The organism is Rhodococcus sp. NPDC060086 (assembly GCF_042730275.1).
GTDB lineage: Bacteria > Actinomycetota > Actinomycetes > Mycobacteriales > Mycobacteriaceae > Rhodococcus.
The window spans coordinates 1-17668 of record NZ_JBHWWZ010000076.1 but is presented as its reverse complement, the minus strand read 5'-3'; the positions used below and the strand labels follow the sequence as shown (position 1 = coordinate 17668).

Annotated in this window: 17 protein-coding genes; 11 read left to right on the top strand and 6 right to left on the bottom strand. The window is 66.0% G+C overall.

Annotated features, from left to right (window positions below):
• Window positions 1–52: 52 nt before the first annotated feature.
• A complete protein-coding gene (locus tag ACFWB0_RS24560; RefSeq protein ID WP_378493003.1) occupies window positions 53–1006 on the bottom strand; it encodes a hypothetical protein in 954 nt (317 codons plus the stop codon).
• A gap of 119 nt (window positions 1007–1125) precedes the next feature.
• Between ACFWB0_RS24560 and lspA the strand changes: the two genes are divergently transcribed.
• The 5 genes from lspA to dnaE all read left to right on the top strand — a co-directional run bounded on the left by lspA (window position 1126) and on the right by dnaE (window position 7936).
• The gene (lspA, locus tag ACFWB0_RS24555) at window positions 1126–1797 is read left to right on the top strand and encodes a signal peptidase II (protein WP_378493008.1); all 672 of its coding nucleotides are present in this window, start codon (window positions 1126–1128) and stop codon (window positions 1795–1797) included.
• A 14-nt stretch (window positions 1798–1811) separates the two neighbouring features.
• Window positions 1812–2720, top strand: a complete 909-nt coding sequence (locus ACFWB0_RS24550) for an RluA family pseudouridine synthase (RefSeq protein WP_378493007.1) — start codon at window positions 1812–1814, stop codon at window positions 2718–2720.
• A 3-nt stretch (window positions 2721–2723) separates the two neighbouring features.
• Window positions 2724–3362: a hypothetical protein gene (locus ACFWB0_RS24545; RefSeq protein WP_378493002.1), complete on the top strand. Its 639-nt coding sequence runs from the start codon at window positions 2724–2726 to the stop codon at window positions 3360–3362.
• A gap of 9 nt (window positions 3363–3371) precedes the next feature.
• Window positions 3372–4292: an EamA family transporter RarD gene (gene rarD / locus ACFWB0_RS24540; RefSeq protein WP_378493001.1), complete on the top strand. Its 921-nt coding sequence runs from the start codon at window positions 3372–3374 to the stop codon at window positions 4290–4292.
• Between the two features lie 104 nt (window positions 4293–4396).
• On the top strand, window positions 4397–7936 hold the full coding sequence (dnaE, locus tag ACFWB0_RS24535) for a DNA polymerase III subunit alpha (RefSeq protein WP_378493000.1): 3540 nt from the start codon (window positions 4397–4399) through the stop codon (window positions 7934–7936).
• Between the two features lie 17 nt (window positions 7937–7953).
• On the opposite strand, the gene ACFWB0_RS24530 is transcribed toward dnaE, so the two are convergent.
• Window positions 7954–8184, bottom strand: coding sequence for a hypothetical protein (locus ACFWB0_RS24530; RefSeq protein ID WP_378492999.1), 231 nt, complete (start codon window positions 8182–8184; stop codon window positions 7954–7956).
• Window positions 8185–8301: 117 nt separating this feature from the next.
• On the opposite strand from ACFWB0_RS24530, the gene ACFWB0_RS24525 reads away from it, so the two are divergent.
• From ACFWB0_RS24525 to ilvA, 3 genes are all read left to right on the top strand, one after another.
• The gene (locus tag ACFWB0_RS24525) at window positions 8302–8736 is read left to right on the top strand and encodes a nitroreductase family deazaflavin-dependent oxidoreductase (protein ID WP_378492998.1); all 435 of its coding nucleotides are present in this window, start codon (window positions 8302–8304) and stop codon (window positions 8734–8736) included.
• A gap of 7 nt (window positions 8737–8743) precedes the next feature.
• Window positions 8744–10510 carry a pyruvate dehydrogenase gene (locus tag ACFWB0_RS24520; RefSeq protein ID WP_378492997.1) on the top strand — a complete coding sequence of 589 codons (1767 nt, stop codon included), beginning with the start codon at window positions 8744–8746 and terminating at the stop codon, window positions 10508–10510.
• 91 nt (window positions 10511–10601) lie between these two features.
• A complete protein-coding gene (ilvA, locus tag ACFWB0_RS24515; protein ID WP_378493006.1) occupies window positions 10602–11921 on the top strand; it encodes a threonine ammonia-lyase IlvA in 1320 nt (439 codons plus the stop codon).
• Between the two features lie 8 nt (window positions 11922–11929).
• On the opposite strand, the gene ACFWB0_RS24510 is transcribed toward ilvA, so the two are convergent.
• The gene (locus ACFWB0_RS24510) at window positions 11930–12223 is read right to left on the bottom strand and encodes a hypothetical protein (protein WP_378492996.1); all 294 of its coding nucleotides are present in this window, start codon (window positions 12221–12223) and stop codon (window positions 11930–11932) included.
• A gap of 110 nt (window positions 12224–12333) precedes the next feature.
• Complete coding sequence (treZ, locus tag ACFWB0_RS24505) at window positions 12334–14088, bottom strand: malto-oligosyltrehalose trehalohydrolase (protein WP_378493005.1); 1755 nt, start codon at window positions 14086–14088, stop codon at window positions 12334–12336.
• An 86-nt stretch (window positions 14089–14174) separates the two neighbouring features.
• Between treZ and ACFWB0_RS24500 the strand changes: the two genes are divergently transcribed.
• A complete protein-coding gene (locus ACFWB0_RS24500; protein WP_378492995.1) occupies window positions 14175–14822 on the top strand; it encodes a helix-turn-helix domain-containing protein in 648 nt (215 codons plus the stop codon).
• Between the two features lie 10 nt (window positions 14823–14832).
• Here ACFWB0_RS24500 and ACFWB0_RS24495 read toward each other — a convergent pair whose 3' ends face one another.
• The gene (locus ACFWB0_RS24495) at window positions 14833–15225 is read right to left on the bottom strand and encodes a YchJ family protein (RefSeq protein WP_378493004.1); all 393 of its coding nucleotides are present in this window, start codon (window positions 15223–15225) and stop codon (window positions 14833–14835) included.
• A gap of 230 nt (window positions 15226–15455) precedes the next feature.
• Here ACFWB0_RS24495 and ACFWB0_RS24490 point away from each other — a divergent pair, with 230 nt between their 5' ends.
• Window positions 15456–16076 carry an FHA domain-containing protein gene (locus ACFWB0_RS24490; protein ID WP_378492994.1) on the top strand — a complete coding sequence of 207 codons (621 nt, stop codon included), beginning with the start codon at window positions 15456–15458 and terminating at the stop codon, window positions 16074–16076.
• Window positions 16077–16084: 8 nt separating this feature from the next.
• Here the strand turns inward: ACFWB0_RS24490 and ACFWB0_RS24485 are convergent, their stop codons facing one another.
• Window positions 16085–17041: an alpha/beta fold hydrolase gene (locus tag ACFWB0_RS24485; RefSeq protein ID WP_378492993.1), complete on the bottom strand. Its 957-nt coding sequence runs from the start codon at window positions 17039–17041 to the stop codon at window positions 16085–16087.
• Here ACFWB0_RS24485 and ACFWB0_RS24480 point away from each other — a divergent pair.
• Window positions 17027–17623 (top strand): TIGR00725 family protein, encoded by a 597-nt coding sequence (locus ACFWB0_RS24480; RefSeq protein WP_378492992.1) that lies wholly within the window; start codon window positions 17027–17029, stop codon window positions 17621–17623. The genes ACFWB0_RS24485 and ACFWB0_RS24480 overlap by 15 nt on opposite strands.
• Window positions 17624–17668 lie beyond the last annotated feature (45 nt).

The window sequence follows — 17668 nt, the reverse complement described above, 5'->3', positions numbered from 1 at the left end:
GAATTCTGCGTCGGCCACCGTCTTCGATTCGGTGCAGTGAGGTCGTGGCGGCTCAGCTCTCGGGAGTGTGCCAGCCGACCCGATCGACCTGCGACTGCGACAGGCGGGTTGCGCCGTCCGGGTCGAGGTATGTCTGATCGCCGCTCACCGTGAAGTCACCCTGGACGGGCAGTGGCTTGCTCGGGTCGATCGTCAGGGTCCCGTCGCCGGCCATCGTGTACTGCTCGACGGACAGCTGTCCTTGACCGTTGGGCAGCATCCACGTCGACTCCTGCGGAATCTGCTCGACACGGATGTCCACGCGAACCCGGTCGTCCTCGCGGGAGACGAGTGTGGCCGTGCCCACCTGGTCGATCGTGATTCCCGCGCTCATGACCTGTTGGTGGCTCTCCCACACGGCCCCCACGCCGATTGCCTCGTCCGGGAACGCCACCATCCGGTAGACCGCTTGGTAGAACGCCTGTTCGAGCGCTGACCGCGCCACATTGGGCACCGCGGTACCGGGCTCGAGGCGTAGTGCGCTGACCGCGCCGTTCGGGCCCATCGTCAGCCCGGCCCCGGAGCCTTCCACCTCGGCGAGGGATGCCTCGAGATGGGGGTCGGGGGTGCTGACGTCGCCGAGGAGCAGGTCGACAACGGTCCCGGGCGCTCCATCGGCCACGGATTCCGTGACGGTGGCAGACAGCGGTGTCGTCAGTTCGGGCGTGGAGAAGTCCTGCGCCGGTTGATCGCCGATCTGCTGGTGTACTTCGGAGCGCGTGGTCAGGATCACGTTCTGTTCGGTTCCGGTCGTGGGCGCCAATCGCACCACCTCGCGCGGCTCGGCTCCCGCGTCGAGAACTGTCGCGGTCACAGCGGACACAGGCACCGTCACCTCGGCCGAAGCAGCGGTGACGGCGGGAGCGCCGTCCGGGTTGTCACCGCATCCCGTGACGAGCGCGGTGAGCGACAGGAAGGCGGCGAAGGCACACGGCCTCGTATAGGCGAATCTCGACAGCACAGGCACGTCACCAGGGTAGCCACGACGGGCGCGGTGGCCGCTATCTCCGCTGTGTAGGGGATGATGGCGGGGTGAGTGACGAAGCTTCCCGGCCCGATCCTGCGTCCAGCGCGCCGGAACCGCCCGTGCACGATCCCCCGGCAGGAGCATCGGCCGGGGGGCGGATGCGGTACCTGCTGGGGTTGGCATTCGTGATCTACATTGCCGACCTGCTGACGAAGATCGCGGCGGTCCACTACATCGACCCGACCGACCCGATCTCGATCATCGGCGACACGGTGACGTTGACGCTGGTCCGCAATCCCGGCGCCGCATTCTCGATGGCGACGGGCATGACCTGGCTGCTCACGTTGGTGGCGATCGGTGTCGTCATCGGGGTGATCAAGATCGGCCGGACGTTGCGCTCTCCCTGGTGGGCATTGGGATTGGGTCTTGTTCTCGGTGGTGCGCTCGGAAACCTCACCGATCGGCTGTTCCGCTCACCCGCGCCGTTGCAGGGACACGTCGTCGACTTCGTCTCGGTGGGGTGGTGGCCCGTGTTCAATGTCGCCGATTCGGCGATCGTCTGTGGCGCGATCCTGCTCGTGGCGTTGACCGTGTTCGGGATCGAACCGGACGGGAGCCGTGCGAAGTCGGGGGACGCTGCGAAATCGGAAGACGCTGCGAAATCGGAAGACGCTGCGAAATCGGAAGACGCTGCGAAATCGGAAGACGCTGCGAAATCGGAAGACGCTGCGAAATCGGAAGACACAGGGGATTCCGATTCGGGAACCAACAGAAAGGAAACACGTCAGTGAGAGAAACCCGGGCAATGCCCGTACCGGACGGGCTCGACGCGATGCGCGTCGATGCCGGACTGGCCCGTCTGCTCGGCTTGTCCCGGACAGCGGTCGCCGCGCTCACCGAGGAAGGCTCCGTCGTCATGGACGGCGCACCCGTGGGTAAATCGGACCGGCTCTCGGCCGGCTCGTGGCTCGAAGTGATCCTGCCCGAGCCTCCGCGGCCGCTGACCATCGAGGCGAAGCCCGTCGAAGGAATGGAGATCCTCTATTCCGACGACGACATCGTGGCCGTTGACAAGCCGGTCGGTGTGGCCGCGCACGCGAGCGTCGGATGGACCGGTCCGACGGTCATCGGTGGCCTTGCCGCCGCGGGCTTCCGTATCTCGACGTCGGGCGCGCACGAACGGCAGGGAATCGTGCACCGGCTCGACGTCGGAACGTCGGGTGTCATGGTCGTCGCGACCTCCGAGCGTGCCTACACCGTGCTCAAGCGCGCCTTCAAGGAACGCACCATCGACAAGCGCTACCACGCCCTGGTACAGGGCCATCCGGATCCGAGCAGCGGGACCATCGATGCCCCGATCGGCAGGCACCGCGGCAGCGACTGGAAGTTCACGGTCACCGCGGACGGCAAACCCAGCATCACCCACTACGACACCGTCGAGGCGTTCCAGGCGGCAAGCCTGCTCGACGTCCACCTCGAGACCGGCCGAACCCACCAGATCCGTGTGCACTTCTCCGCACTGCGGCACCCGTGCTGTGGCGACCTGACCTACGGAGCCGACCCGCGTCTCGCTGCTCGCCTCGGGTTGGAACGTCAGTGGTTGCACGCACGCTCGCTCGGTTTCGCGCACCCGACCCGCGGTAACTGGGTCGAGATCACCAGCAAGTACCCGGCCGATCTCGAGAATGCCCTCGACGTGTTGCGCAATTCCTGACCTATGACTCGGATCCTCCCGTGGGTGGCGACGGCCGCGTTGGCGCTGGCGGTGCTCCTGGCAGGTGTGCTCAATCCGGTCCGTCCGGCGTCCGTGCGCACCGACGCCCTCGGTCCCGACAACGGCGAGCCGGTCCAGGACTATCTCGGCCGGGCAGGGGTGAGCCTGGGTGAGCGAGGGCCGGAGCCGAGCTGGGCGCTCGTGTCGTTCGTCGAACCCGTGGATGTCGCCGCGGTTGCCGCACTGCCCGGTGACCTGCGCGTGGCCCGCGTTCTGTTCCGGGTGCCGATCGACCGGGTACAGACTCCACTCGTCACCGTCGCTGTGTCGGCTCACCCGGAGGCGCTGCGGCGCGCTCCGATCGTGGCGGCAGGGAGACTCCGCGGCCCGGCTGCCGGGCACGATCGTGCGGCACGGATCGCCGCCGTCTCCGCGGATCGACTTGCGGCCGACTGCGCCTGCGCGGTGGGAATCGTCGTGCGCGGAACCGGTGAACAGTTGCGGGAGGTGGCCACCGCCTCCCAGGTGCGGGCTGTGGAAGCACTGCCGTCGGACGCGGTGGCCGGGAGGTTCTCGGTGCGACCACTGTTGCCCGAACACATCGAGACGGTGGCGCCGGGCCCCGACGACGGCCAGCCGTAGGAGTGGGTGGTGTTCGCGAAACCACGCAATCTTCCTGCCACCGGTGTGCTCTGCGGCGTCGGTGCGTATGCCTCGTGGGGATTGTTTCCGGCATTCTTCGGACTGCTCGCGCCTGCGGGGGCAGCAGAGATCCTTGCTCATCGTGTGCTGTGGACGCTTGTACTGATGATCCTGCTGCTCGCGGTTCTCGGTCGGTTGTCCGGCCTGCGTCATCTCGGATCGCGGACATGGATGCTCGTCGCTGCGGCGTCGACGGCGATCGCTGTCAACTGGGGCGTCTACATCTACGCCGTGGTCTCCGGGCAGGTCATCGAGGCCGCGCTCGGATACTTCATCAACCCGCTCGTCAGTGTTCTGTTCGGTGTGCTGTTCTTCCGGGAGCGGCTGCGGCCGGCGCAGATCGTGGCGTTGATCGCGGCGGCCGTCGCGGTGCTGGTGATCACCGTCGACTACGGGCGCCCTCCACTGCTGGCGTTGACCCTCGCGTTGTCGTTCGCGACGTACGGCCTGATCAAGAAGGTCGTTCCCCTGGATCCTCGGACCTCGTTGGCGGGGGAAGGCATTGTTGCGATGCCGTTCGCCGTGGCCTATCTCGTTTTTCTCGGCGTCACCGGAACCGGAACCTTCTTCGGAAACGGCACCGGGCATTCCCTCCTGCTGATCTCTGCAGGCGTGGTGACCGCGGTGCCGCTGCTGCTGTTCGGTGCCGCTGCCCAGCGGGTACCGCTCGCGACACTGGGCATGCTGCAGTACTTGACGCCGAGTCTGCAGATGGTGTGGGGCGTCTTCGTCCTGCACGAGAACATGCCCGCCTCGCGGTGGATCGGATTCGCGCTCATCTGGGCGGCGCTGGTGGTGTTCAGCACCGACGCGCTGATCCGCGTGCGGCGTGAGCGCGGCCTCCGGGCCGCCGCGGCGGGCGGCGAGTAGCTCAGGTCACCGGTGTGCCGACGGACACCGGTGTGCCTGTCCGGTCGCGTCGCACCGAGCGCCTAGACTCGTCGGTGCCCACAGACTTTCCGGGAGAGGCACGCGTGGCTGACTCGTTCGTTCATCTGCACAATCACACCGAGTACTCGATGCTCGACGGCGCGGCCAAGCTCGCCCCACTGTTCGCCGAGGCGCAGCGGCTCGAGATGACGGCGGTCGGCATGACCGACCACGGAAACATGTACGGCGCCAGCGAGTTCTACAACTCTGCGACGAAGGCGGGCATCAAGCCGATCATCGGGATCGAGGCGTATGTCGCACCCGAGTCGCGGTTCAGCACCAAGCGTGTGAAGTGGGGCGATCCGAGCCAGAAGTCCGACGACGTGTCGGGTTCGGGTGCGTACACACACATGACGATGGTCGCCGAGAACGCCACCGGGTTGCGGAATCTGTTCAAGCTCTCGTCGCTGGCGTCCATCGAGGGGCAGTTCGGCAAGTGGGCCCGAATGGACGAAGAACTCATTGCTACGCACCACGAGGGGATCATCGCGACCACCGGCTGCCCCTCGGGTGAGATCCAGACGCGTCTGCGCCTCGGTCACGATCGCGAAGCCCTCGAGGCGGCCGCGAAATGGCAGGAGATCTGGGGTAAGGACAACTTCTTCCTCGAACTGATGGACCACGGTCTGTCGATCGAACGCCGCGTTCGCGAAGGACTCCTCGAGATCGGCAACAAGCTCGGAATCCCGCCGCTGGCCACCAACGACTGCCACTACGTCACCAAGGACGCCGCGGAGAACCACGAGGCGCTGCTGTGCATCCAGACCGGTAAGACCCTGTCGGATCCCACCCGCTTCAAGTTCGACGGCGACGGCTACTACCTCAAATCCGCGCAGGAGATGCGCGAGTTGTGGGACAGCCAGGTGCCCGGTGCGTGCGACAACACCGTGCTGATCGGGGAGCGGGTGCAGTCGTACAAGGAGGTGTGGGAGCACCACGACCGGATGCCGATCTTCCCCGTGCCGGAAGGGGAGACGCAGGCCAGCTGGCTGCACAAGGAAGTCATGCGCGGCCTCGACCGCCGGTTCCCGCACGGGCCTGTTCCCGAAGAGTACCTGCGGCGCGCCGAGTACGAGATCAGCGTCATCAACGAGATGGGTTTCCCCGCCTACTTCCTCGTCGTCGGCGACCTCATCAACCACGCCAAGGATGTCGGCATCCGCGTCGGCCCCGGTCGAGGCTCGGCAGCCGGATCGCTCGTCGCGTACGCGATGGGCATCACCAACATCGATCCCATCCCGCACGGGCTGCTGTTCGAGCGATTCCTCAACCCCGAGCGCGTGTCGATGCCCGATATCGATATCGACTTCGATGATCGCCGTCGCGGCGAGATGGTCCGCTATGCCACCGAGAAGTGGGGCAGCGACAAGGTCGCCCAGGTCATCACCTTCGGCACCATCAAAACCAAGGCTGCGATCAAGGACGCGGCACGCGTCCAGTTCGGGCAGCCGGGCTTCGCCATCGCCGATCAGATCACCAAGGCGCTTCCGCCGCCGATCATGGCCAAGGACATCTCCGTGTCCGGGATCACCGATCCGAGCCATGAGCGGTACAAGGAAGCCGTCGAGGTTCGATCGCTCATCGACTCGAATCCCGATGTGAAGAAGATCTACGACACTGCACTCGGGCTCGAAGGCCTGATCCGCAACGCGGGTGTGCACGCGTGCGCGGTCATCATGTCGTCCGAACCGCTCATGGACGCGATTCCGCTGTGGAAGCGCGCGCAGGACGGCGCGATCATCACGGGCTGGGACTACCCTTCGTGTGAGGCCATCGGCCTGCTGAAGATGGACTTCCTGGGGCTGCGCAACCTCACGGTCATCGGCGATGCAATCGAGAACATCCGAGACAACCGGGGGGTCGAACTCGATCTCGACGAGTTGCCGCTCGAAGATCCGGCCACGTACGAGTTGCTGGCGCGCGGCGACACGCTCGGTGTGTTCCAGCTCGACGGCAGTGCGATGCGCGACCTGCTGCGACGTATGCAGCCCACAGGTTTCGAGGACATCGTCGCGGTGCTCGCGCTGTATCGACCCGGCCCGATGGGCATGAACGCGCACAATGACTACGCCGACCGCAAGAACGGTCGTCAGGACGTCAAGCCGATCCATCCCGAGCTCGAAGAGCCCCTGAAGGAGATTCTCGCCGACACCTACGGCTTGATCGTGTATCAGGAGCAGATCATGCAGATCGCTCAGAAGGTGGCGGGCTACTCGCTCGGTCAGGCCGACATCCTGCGCCGTGCGATGGGCAAGAAGAAACTCTCGGTGCTCGAGGAGGCGTACGCCGGTTTCCGGGAAGGCATGTTGAAGAACGGGTTCTCCGAGCCGGCGATCAAAGCGTTGTGGGACACGATCCTCCCGTTCGCCGGATACGCGTTCAACAAATCGCACGCCGCGGGCTACGGTCTCGTGTCGTTCTGGACGGCATATCTGAAGGCGAACTATCCCGGCGAGTACATGGCCGGACTGCTCACCTCCGTCGGCGACGACAAGGACAAGGCCGCGGTCTACCTGTCCGACTGCCGCAAGATGGGCATCACGGTGCTGCCACCGGATGTCAACGAATCGCACACCAACTTCACGTCGGTGGGTGAAGATATCCGGTTCGGCCTCGGCGCCGTACGCAACGTCGGCGCCAACGTTGTGGCGTCGATCGTCAAGGGCCGTCAGGAGAAGGGGCGCTACACCGACTTCTCCGACTATCTCGGCAAGATCGACACGGTCGCGTGCACCAAGAAGGTCACGGAATCGCTGATCAAGGCGGGCGGGTTCGACTCGCTGAAGCATCCCCGCAAGGGGCTGATGCTCGTCCATGCCGACGCGATCGATGCCGTGATGAGCACCAAGAAGGCCGAAGCTATCGGACAGTTCGACCTGTTCGGAGGGGCCGATGCCGACGAATCGGTGGCGTCGGTGTTCAACGTCCGGATCCCCGACGAGGAGTGGGACAGCAAACACCTCCTCGCCCTCGAACGGGAAATGCTCGGCCTGTACGTCTCCGGGCATCCGCTCAACGGTGTAGAGCACGTCCTCGCGGCCCAGGCCGATACACCGATCCCGGCGATCCTCGAGGGTGGCATCAAGGACGGCAGCCAGGTGACGGTGGGTGGCATCCTCGCCTCCGTGAATCGCCGTATCAACAAGAATGGTCTCGCGTGGGCCTCGGCGCAGCTCGAGGATCTCACCGGCGGTATCGAGGTCCTCTTCTTCCCGCAGTCGTACTCGGTGTACGGCATGGACGTCGTCGAGGACTCGGTGGTGCTCGTCAAGGCGCGCGTGTCGATCCGCGACGACCGGATCTCACTGATCGCCAACGATCTGGCGGTGCCGGATCTGTCTCAGGTGGGTGTGGCCAAGCCTGTGTCGGTGGCGATGCCGACCCGGCTGTGCACCCCCGACAAGGTCGGTGCCCTCAAAAACGTGCTGAACCGGCACCCCGGCACCGCAGATGTCCATGTGCGACTGATCACCGGCAGTAAAGTCACCTTGCTCAAGGTGGACGACAGTCTGCGTGTGGAGCCGTCGTCGGCGTTGATGGGCGATCTCAAGGCGTTGCTCGGCCCCGGCTGTCTCGCGACCTGAGGGCGGGGCGGCGGAGACTACGGGGAGGTGCGCCGGTAGTACGCCAGGCGCACCCACCACGTGACAGTGCTGACCGCCGCGGCGGTCAGCACAGCGGTCTGCGCGGTTCCGGTGACGACGAGTAGGGCCACCAGGATCAAGAAGCCGACCGCGAGTGCCTCGAGCTTGTAGAGCGGCCATTCGGTGCCGGCGATGTCGACACCGGCCACACGAGTGCTCCTGCGTGTGGGCAGGTCGAGTGTCGTCATCGTGATGCACCTCCGGTCGCGGAAAGTCTTCCTTCAGGGTAGGCGCATAGAAGAATTCGGGTCAACGAACTCTCGGAGCTACGTGTGCCGAATCACCACACGGTGTTCACTGGGTGCATGCCTCTCACCGGAGAATACGAACCCAGTCCGTCGAAGTGGGCCGCCGATCAGGTCGAGGCCTACGAGTCCTCGGGCGGTACCGCAGGCACTACCCTCGCCGGAAAGCCCGTCATCATCCTCACCACACGCGGCGCCAAGAGCGGAAAACTGCGCAAGACCCCGCTGATGCGCGTCGAACACAATGGCGAGTACGCGGTCGTCGCCTCGCTCGGTGGAGCACCGAAGCACCCCGTCTGGTACTTCAATGTGGTGGCGAACCCGCAGGTCGAACTACGTGACGGCCCCGATGTCCACGACATGGTGGCGCGTGAGGTGCACGGCGACGAGAAGGCGTTGTGGTGGGACAGAGCAGTCGCAGCATTTCCCGACTACGCCGACTATCAGAACAAGACCGACCGGCAGATCCCGGTCTTCGTCCTCGAACGGAAGTAGGCGCACGATGGCGGCGCGCACCGTTGCGGACCAGCTCGTCGGCCAGCTCGTCGATGCCGGCGTACGCCGGATCTACGGGATCGTCGGCGACAGCTTGAATCCCGTCGTCGACGCCGTGCGCCGCACCGGCGGTGTCGCGTCGGGCGGGATCGACTGGATCCATGTACGCCACGAAGAAGCGGCGGCATTCGCTGCTGCCGCGGAAGCGCAGCTCACCGGTGAGCTGGCAGTGTGCGCCGGCTCGTGCGGACCGGGCAACCTGCACCTGATCAACGGACTCTACGACGCGCACCGCTCCGGAGCTCCGGTGCTCGCCATCGCATCGCACATCCCGTCTGCCCAGATCGGCTCCGGATACTTCCAGGAAACCCACCCCGATCGACTGTTCGTCGAATGCTCGACCTACACCGAGCTGATCAGCGCTGCCGCGCAGGCCCCACGGGTCGTACACAGCGCGATGACGCACGCGCTCGCGGGGCCCGGCGTCGCCGTGGTCACATTGCCCGGCGACATCGCGGCACTGCCCGCGGAAGGAACATCGCCGCGTCTCATCAGGACGGGCGCCCCGACCGTCGTGCCCGCGGAATCGGACGTCCGAGCGCTGGCCGAGGCCATCGACGCAGCAGACAAGGTGGCGATCTTCGCCGGTGCCGGCGTGCGCGGTGCACGCGAAGAGCTCCTCGACCTGGCCGACACGGTCGGGGCGCCGATCGGACACAGCCTGCGCGGCAAGGAATGGATCCAGTACGACAACCCGTTCGATGTCGGGATGACCGGCCTCCTCGGCTACGGCGCAGCCCACGACGGCATGCACGGCGCCGACCTGCTGCTGCTCATCGGCACCGACTTCCCGTACGACCAGTTCCTCCCCGAGGTACGCACGGCACAGATCGACATCGACGCAAGCCGGCTCGGCCGTCGTACCGAGCTGGATCTGGCGGTGCACGGCGATACCGCCGCGACCCTGCGTGCCTTGACACCGTTGATCCGCCGCAAGACCGACCGGAAGTTCCTCGACCGGATGGTCGAGCGGCACCGCGGCCTGATGGAGAAAGTGGTCGGTGCGTACACGACGCCGGTCAAACAGCGGAAACCGATTCATCCCGAGTATGTCGCATCGATCCTCGACGACATCGCGGCCGACGACGCCGTGTTCACCGCCGACACCGGCATGTGCAACGTGTGGTCCGCCCGGTATCTCGATCCGAACGGACGTCGCCGCTTTCTCTCGTCCGCGTTGCACGGATCGATGGCCAACGCGCTGCCTCATGCGATCGGCGCCCAGTTCGCGGCTCCCGGCCGACAGGTTGTCTCGGTCAGCGGTGACGGCGGCCTGTCGATGTTGCTCGGTGAGTTGATCACCGTGGTCATGCACCGGCTGCCGATCAAGATCGTTCTCTTCGACAACGCGACTCTCGGCATGGTGAAACTCGAAATGCTCGTCGATGGCCTCGCCGACTTCGGGGTCGACGTTCCGGCGGTCGACTACGCGCGGGTCGCGGAGGCACTCGGATTCTTCGCGCGCCGGGTCGAGGATCCGGCCGAGGTGGAGCAGGCGCTGCGAGACGCATTCGCGCATCCTGGTCCGGCACTGATCGATGTGGTGACCGATCCACTGGCGCTGTCACTCCCACCGACCATCACCGGTGAACAGGTGAAGGGCTTCGCGCTGGCCATGTCGAAGATCGTGATGAACGAGGGGGTGGGCGAAGCGGTGAAAATGGCGAAGTCGAATCTCCGCAATCTTCCCCGGCCTTCACAGTTCGGCACCTGACCGTCTTCCAGGGGGTCCGTTGGTGGGCCCGGGCAGCGAGTGGCAGCATTGACCGGTGACCTCCACCTCGCGCACAGCCGAACCGACCGACATGACAGCCGTACCGACTGCGGCCGATATCGACGCGGCGGCGGAGCGAATTGCGCCTGCGGTCTCACCCACCCCCCTCGAGCACAGCCCCCGCTTGTCGGCCCTGACGGGCGCGAACGTCTACCTCAAACGCGAAGATCTGACGCGTGTGCGTTCGTTCAAACTGCGGGGCGCCTACAACGCGATGGCCCAGCTCGACGACCGCGAGCGCGCTGCGGGTGTCGTGACGGCGAGCGCAGGCAATCACGCGCAAGGTGTCGCGTACGCGTGCCGGGCGATGGGGATCGAAGGTCGCATCTATGTGCCTGCGCGTACCCCGAAGCAGAAGCGTGACCGTATCCAGGTCCACGGGGGTGGGTTCGTCGAGCTGATCGCCGTCGGCGACACGTTCGACGCGGCAGCCGGTGCCGCTGCCGACGACGCCGAGCGCACCGGAGCAACCATGATCCCGCCGTTCGACGATGTGCGTACCGCCGCAGGGCAGGGCACCATTGCCCGCGAGATCGTCGAGCAGCTCCCGGGCGATCTGGATGTCCTGGTCGTGCCGGTCGGAGGGGGAGGTCTGATCGCGGGGATCGCGGCCTACCTGCGAGAGCGCTCTCCCCATACCGCGATCGTCGGTGTCGAACCCAAGGGTGCGGCGTCGATGACGGCCGCGCTCGTCGCCGGTGGACCCGTCACGCTGCCCGAGGTGGAGCCGTTCGTCGACGGCGCCGCCGTGAAGCGGATCGGCGACGTCCCGTACGCCGTCGTGTCGCAGCTCGGCGCCGAGGTGGTCTCGCACTCGAGCCTTCCGCTCGTCGCGAGCCTGCGCGCTGAAGGTCTGGGTCACGCGCCGTTCGGCATGACCCAGGTCGACGAAGGCGCGATCTGCACGTCGATGCTCGAGCTCTACCAGAGCGAGGGCATCATCGCAGAGCCCGCAGGCGCACTGGCGGTTGCTGCTCTCGAGGGCCTGTCGATCGAGCCGGGAGCGACGGTGGTGTGCCTGGTCTCCGGTGGCAACAACGATGTGTCACGGTATGGGGAGATCATCGAGCGGTCCCTCGTGCATCGGGGCCTCAAGCACTACTTCCTCGTGAACTTCCCTCAGGAACCGGGAGCGTTGCGACGTTTCCTCGACGAGGTGCTCGGACCCGACGACGACATCACCCTGTTCGAGTACGTCAAGCGGAACAACCGCGAAACGGGTGCGGCGCTGGTCGGTATCGAACTCGGTGCAGCGGAGGGTCTTTCGGCGCTCCTGCATCGCATGGATGCCTCGCCGATCGAGGCGAGCCGCCTCGAGCCGGGATCACCTGCCTACCGCTACCTCACGTAGGTCGGTCCTCACCAGGGCATGCACACCAGCCAGGGGCCGAACCAGAAGCAATCGGGACGCCAGTGATTGCCGCGGTCCCAGTCGTTGTGACGCCCGCGGTCCCAGTCGTTGTGCCCGCGGTCGCCCCTCTTGTGATCGTTCCCGTGGTCGCGTCGGTGGTCGTCCCACCCGCGGTCGCGGTGATTGACATCGACGACACCGGGGGACGTGTCGGTCACCGGAGCTGCGGTGGCCACACCTACGGGTGTGAGGACAAGAGCTGTGGTGAGAAATGCGCTCGCCAGTACTTTCTTGGCTTCCATGACGATTCACCTCGAAAAAATTCGGCAGTATCCATGACGGTACGCGCGTTCTCGAAGTCGGATCAAGGGCGGTGGTGCGTACAGAACGGCAACGAGAACTGACTGTTCGGTCAAGCGGCCGTAGGGGATTCGAGTATCACGAACGAGTGCCCCGGAACCAGCACCGCGGACTGGGTGCGGTTGACGACGGGGTCGTCCCACCAGAGGATCGGGCGGCCACCGACGGGTACGGTCACAGGATCGTCCCCGAGGTTGCATACCACACGAATGACACCGCGATACAACACAATCCAGCGTTCGTCCTCGTCGTAGGTCACCTGGAGGTGCTCGAGCCAGGGGTCGGTGAGTTCGGCGCGCGCGCGGCGCAGGCCGATCAACCGGCGGTAGCAGTCGAGGAGTCGTGCGTGCTCGGGTTCGGTACGCTCGTCCCACTCGAGGGTGGATCGGCGGAAGGTCTCGGGATCCTGAGGGTCGGGCACGTCGTCGGTGTCCCAGCCGTGCTCACCGAACTCTCGGCGGCGCCCCTCGACGACGGCCGCGGCGAGATCGGGTTCCGGATGGGACGTGAAGTACTGAAATGGCGTGCTCGCGCCCCATTCTTCACCCATGAACAGCATCGGGGTATAGGGCGAGGTGAGGACGAGCGCAGCTTTCACGGCGAGTTGTCCCCGGTCGAGATAGCCTCCGGGGCGATCGCCTCTGGCCCGGTTGCCCACCTGATCGTGCGTGCACGTGTAGGCGAGCAGCGCACTCGCGGGCACCCTCCGCACGTCGAGCGGGCGGCCGTGCACGCGGCCGCGGAACGACGAGAACGTACCGGCATGGAAGAAGCCGTGCCCGAGGGTGCGTGCCAGGCATTCGAGTGAACCGAAATCGCCGTAATAGCCCTGTCTCTCGCCGGAGACTGCGGCGTGGATCGCATGGTGGATGTCGTCGTCCCACTGCGCGTGCAGGCCGTATCCTCCCGCGGAACGGGGCGTGATCGTTCGCGGATCGTTCAGGTCGCTCTCGGCGATCAGGCTCAGGGGGCGACCGAGATGGGCAGACAGACGCAGAGTGTCGACCGACAGCTCCTCGAGAAGGTGCACGGCGGTGTGATCGACGAGCGCGTGGGTGGCGTCGAGCCGCAGTGCGTCGATGTGGAACTCGCTGAACCAGCGCAGGGCGTTGTCGATGATGTAACGGCGTACCTCGCCGGACCCCGGACCGTCGAGATTGATGTTCTCACCCCAGGTTCCCGGTTTCTCCGACACGTAGGGGCCGAATCGGCCCAGGTAGTTTCCGGACGGGCCGAGGTGGTTGTAGACGACGTCGAGCGCAACGCCGATACCTCGGGCATGGGCTGCGTCGACGAACCGCTGCAGTGCGTCGGGACCGCCGTACGGCTCGTGTACGGCGTACCAGAGCACGCCGTCGTAGCCCCATCCGTGAGAGCCGTTGAATGCGTTGACGGGCATCAACTCGACGAAGTCGATTCCGAGAGCCACGAGATCGTCGAGGCGTTCGATCGCGGCGTCGAGGGTGCCCTCCTCGGTGAACGTGCCGATGTGCAGTTCGTACAGCACACTTCCGGTGAGTTGACGTCCGGTCCAGGTGTGATCGGTCCAGCCGTCAGGGTCGAGTCGATGTAGCTGCGACGTTCCGTGCACGCCGCCCGGCTGCCGCGGAGAGCGGGGATCGGGGAGCACGGCGTCGTCGTCGAGTACGGCGTCGTCGTCGAGTACATAGCCGTACCGCGCGCCGGGAGAGGCCTCGACATCGGCGCGCCACCAGCCTTTCTCCTCCTGGCGCATCGGATGGAGTTCGCCGTCGACATGGAGACGAACCGACGCGGGAATCGGAGCCCAGACCTCGAAGGTGTGCACGAGGCCCAGCATGCCCGTTCCGCGCGGGGAACGCAGCGGATTTCGGGTGCATCAGCACTGCAGTCGATACTGCTAGGCTGACCGCGATGTCCGCAGCCAGAAGAACGTACAGCTCACCGTTGCGGGAAGAAGCAGCGCGCCGCACCCGCATCACGATCCGAGATGCTGCCGCGACACTGTTCGAGCGAAACGGGTACGTGAGCACCACCGTCAAACAGATCGCCGACGAGGCGGGTGTCGCAGTGCGGACGGTGTTCACCGCATTCCCCGACGGCAAGGCCCAGCTGTTCCGGGAATCGCTCGACGCCGCGGTCACCGTCGACCCGGCCGTCGCCGACTCCGATGAGCCCGTCGCCGGCATACCTCGATCACCGCTCGCTCTCGGCGCCGCAGCCGCGGTCGTCGACCAGGTGGTGGGGTACGGGGCCGCGATGCTCGAGCGTGCCGGCGGTCTGCTCATCACGTCGATCGAGTCGTCGGGTGCCGACCCCGACATGAAACGGTTCGCCGAGGACGACGCTCGCGCCACTGCCGAGAATGCGCGCACCCTCGCCGAAGGTCTGCATCGCAGCGGATGGTTACGCGACGACGTCACCGTCGACCACGCGGCCGACGTGCTCTACACGCTCAGTTCGCCGCAGGTGCACGCATTGCTGCGTCGCGACTGTGGATGGGACGTCGACGGGTATCGCACGTGGCTCGCCGACACCCTCCGATCGACTCTGTTGCGCTGACGGTCCCGGACTACCGGCCGCCTGCTGCATCCAGGTACAGCCAGGTGCCGTCCTCCCGAACGAAGCGGCTGTTCTCCTGCATGACGTGTTCCTGCAGGACACCGCCGCGGCCGTTCTCCACGTAGTGCGCCCGGAACTCGACTGTGCCTTCGGTGTGCAGGAAACCACCGCCCGTGGTCCGCAGTACCTCGAGACCCGTCCACCTGGTTCCGGAATCCAGTTCGAGAGACGCCGGCCGGGCCGAGGAATGCCAGGTCCGCAGCAGGTAGGGAGCGTCGCCGAGTACGAAGGCCGTGTACCGCGACCGCATCAGGTTTTCGGGGGTCGAGGCGGCGGCACCACCGTCGAGAAATCGTCCGCAGCAGTCGGAGAGGCGGATTCCGCGCCCACACGGGCACGGCATGTCGGCGGCGGGCTTCTGGTCGCGTTGTCGGCTCACCGGTCCATTGTCGCCGACCGTGTACCGGTCCATTGTTACCGACCGTGTACCGGTCCATTGTTACCGACCGTGTACCGGTCCATTGTTACCGACCGTGGTATCGGTCCATTGTTACCGACCGTGTGGCACGCTGCGGGTGTCCTTGCCGAACACACGGCGTGGGCGCACGATTGACCTGTGTGCAGGAGACCTCGGTGAGCGACACCCTCGATCCACGTCTGACCTACCTCGACGAGCACGGACACCAGCACCACGTGGTGTTGACGTCGTCGACTCCGCGGGTGACGGTCGGCCGCGCAACGGAAGCCGATGTGGCATTCGTCGGCGACGAGGAGGTCTCGCGCCTGCACGCCGTGGTCGAGTGGCTCGGCACCCACTGGACGATCCTCGACGACGGGCTTTCTCGCAACGGTACTTTCGTCAACGGTGAGCGCATCGCCGGGCGTCGGCGGTTACGTGAGGGCGACAGCATCCGCATCGGCTCGCACCGGCTGCGTTTCCAGCAGATCGGGGCGGGACCCGACGAGTCGACCCGCATGGCCGCAGAGCTACCGACGGTGAATTCGTTGACGGACACCCAGCGCGCAGTGCTCCGTGCACTGTGCCGTCCGTACAAGCACGGTGTGGCCTTCGCGTCGCCCGCATCGAACCAGGCCATCGCCTCCGAGCTGTATCTCAGTGTCGACGCCGTGAAAACTCATCTGCGGACACTGTTCGCGAAGTTCGGGGTCGAGGATCTGCCGCAGAATCGAAAGCGGGTACGCCTCGCCGAACTCGCGATGCATACCGGTGTGGTCAGCGAACGCGACCTGTGACGGCTGTGTCATCGAATCGGTTTCTCGCCGGGATCGGTGTCTCGTCGGACCGGTAGGACGCGCTCTGCGAGACGCGCGAGGGCACTGGCCACCACTGCGGGATGCTCGACTGTGACCGAATGACCCGCACCTTCGACGCGTACGAGTTCCGACTGCGGTAGTCGTGAGGCCACACCGGCGGACAGCTCGAACGGCGTCCACTCGTCGTGCGATCCGCACAGCACCAGCGACGGAAGGTGGGTCAGAACGGAGAGGGCCGCGGTTTCGTCCAGCACCGCGAAGCAGCGGAGGAAGCCGGCCATGGTGACCACCGACATGTCGCTGCACAGCAACGTGAGCAGTGTGAGCAACCAGGAACCGGGCTTCGTGGCGGGTGTGCGGCGATGCAGCGCCCCGGCCACGGGCAGACCCACTCGGGCACCCCACCGCGCCACCCGCTGGGTGATGCGGGGCGCCCGGGACACAGCCCGGCGGAACAGCTCCACCGCCGGGCTGTGCAGGTACCGCCCGAGCCCGGAATGTGCGAGATCGTCGGCAGCCGTGGAGATCAACGCGACCCCCACGACCCGGGTGCCGATGTCGGTCGGATGCTGACGTGCGTACGACAGGATCGCCATGCCGCCCATCGAATGCCCCACCAGCACGACGGACTTGTCGGTGACAGCGTCGAGTACGGCGCCCAGATCGCGCCCGATCTGATCGAGGGTGTAGGTCTCTGCGGGTGCTCCACCGGACCGGCCGTGGCCACGATGATCGAAGAACACCATCCGTACCGGGCGACCCATCGTGAGGGACAGTGACTGACGCAACCTAGACCAGGTGTCGGTGTCGTGGCAGTGCCCGTGTACGAATACGAACGTCGGTTCAGCGGTGTCGGGGCCCGCTTCGGTGACCGCGAGGGGGACCCCGTCGTCGGCGTACACGGTGGTGCGCCGAAGGCGTGTCGAGTAGTGCATGGCGGACATGTATCGAGGGTCCGCGCCGCCGCGGTTCGATGCGAGACTCCCTGCCGGGTAGAACCCGAAAACCGGGATAGGCGCCCTTTCACCCTTGGGGTGGTGGACAATCCCGATATGCATTCGCAGCGCTATGTCGGGGTCGTCGGTCCGGGTGAGGCGACGCCCGAACAACGGCGGATCGCTCGTCAGGTCGGCGGACTGCTCGCTGGTCGCCGGGCGGTCGTCGTCACAGGCGGTCTCGGCGGGGTCATGGCCGCCGCGTCGCGTGGAGCGATCGAAGCGGGCGGAACCACACTCGGATTACTACCCGACGATGACCGGATGGTAGGAAATCCGTACTTGACGGTGGCTGTCCCCACCGGCTTGGGGGAGATGCGCAACGCGCTGCTGGTGCGCAGCAGCGACGCACTCGTTGTCGTCGGCGGGAGTTGGGGCACGATGAGCGAGATCGCGTTGGCGGTGCGTACCGGCGTTCCCGTCGTGTCGATCGGAGGCTGGAAGATGCCTGCGGGCGGCGTCCTCGACGTCGAATCACCGGGGGAAGCGGTCGAGTGCCTGCACGCCTTGCTCTGGCGCAAGGACGCATGATCCGGCCCACCCCAACGCGCGATGCCCGCCGATACAATGTCGGCG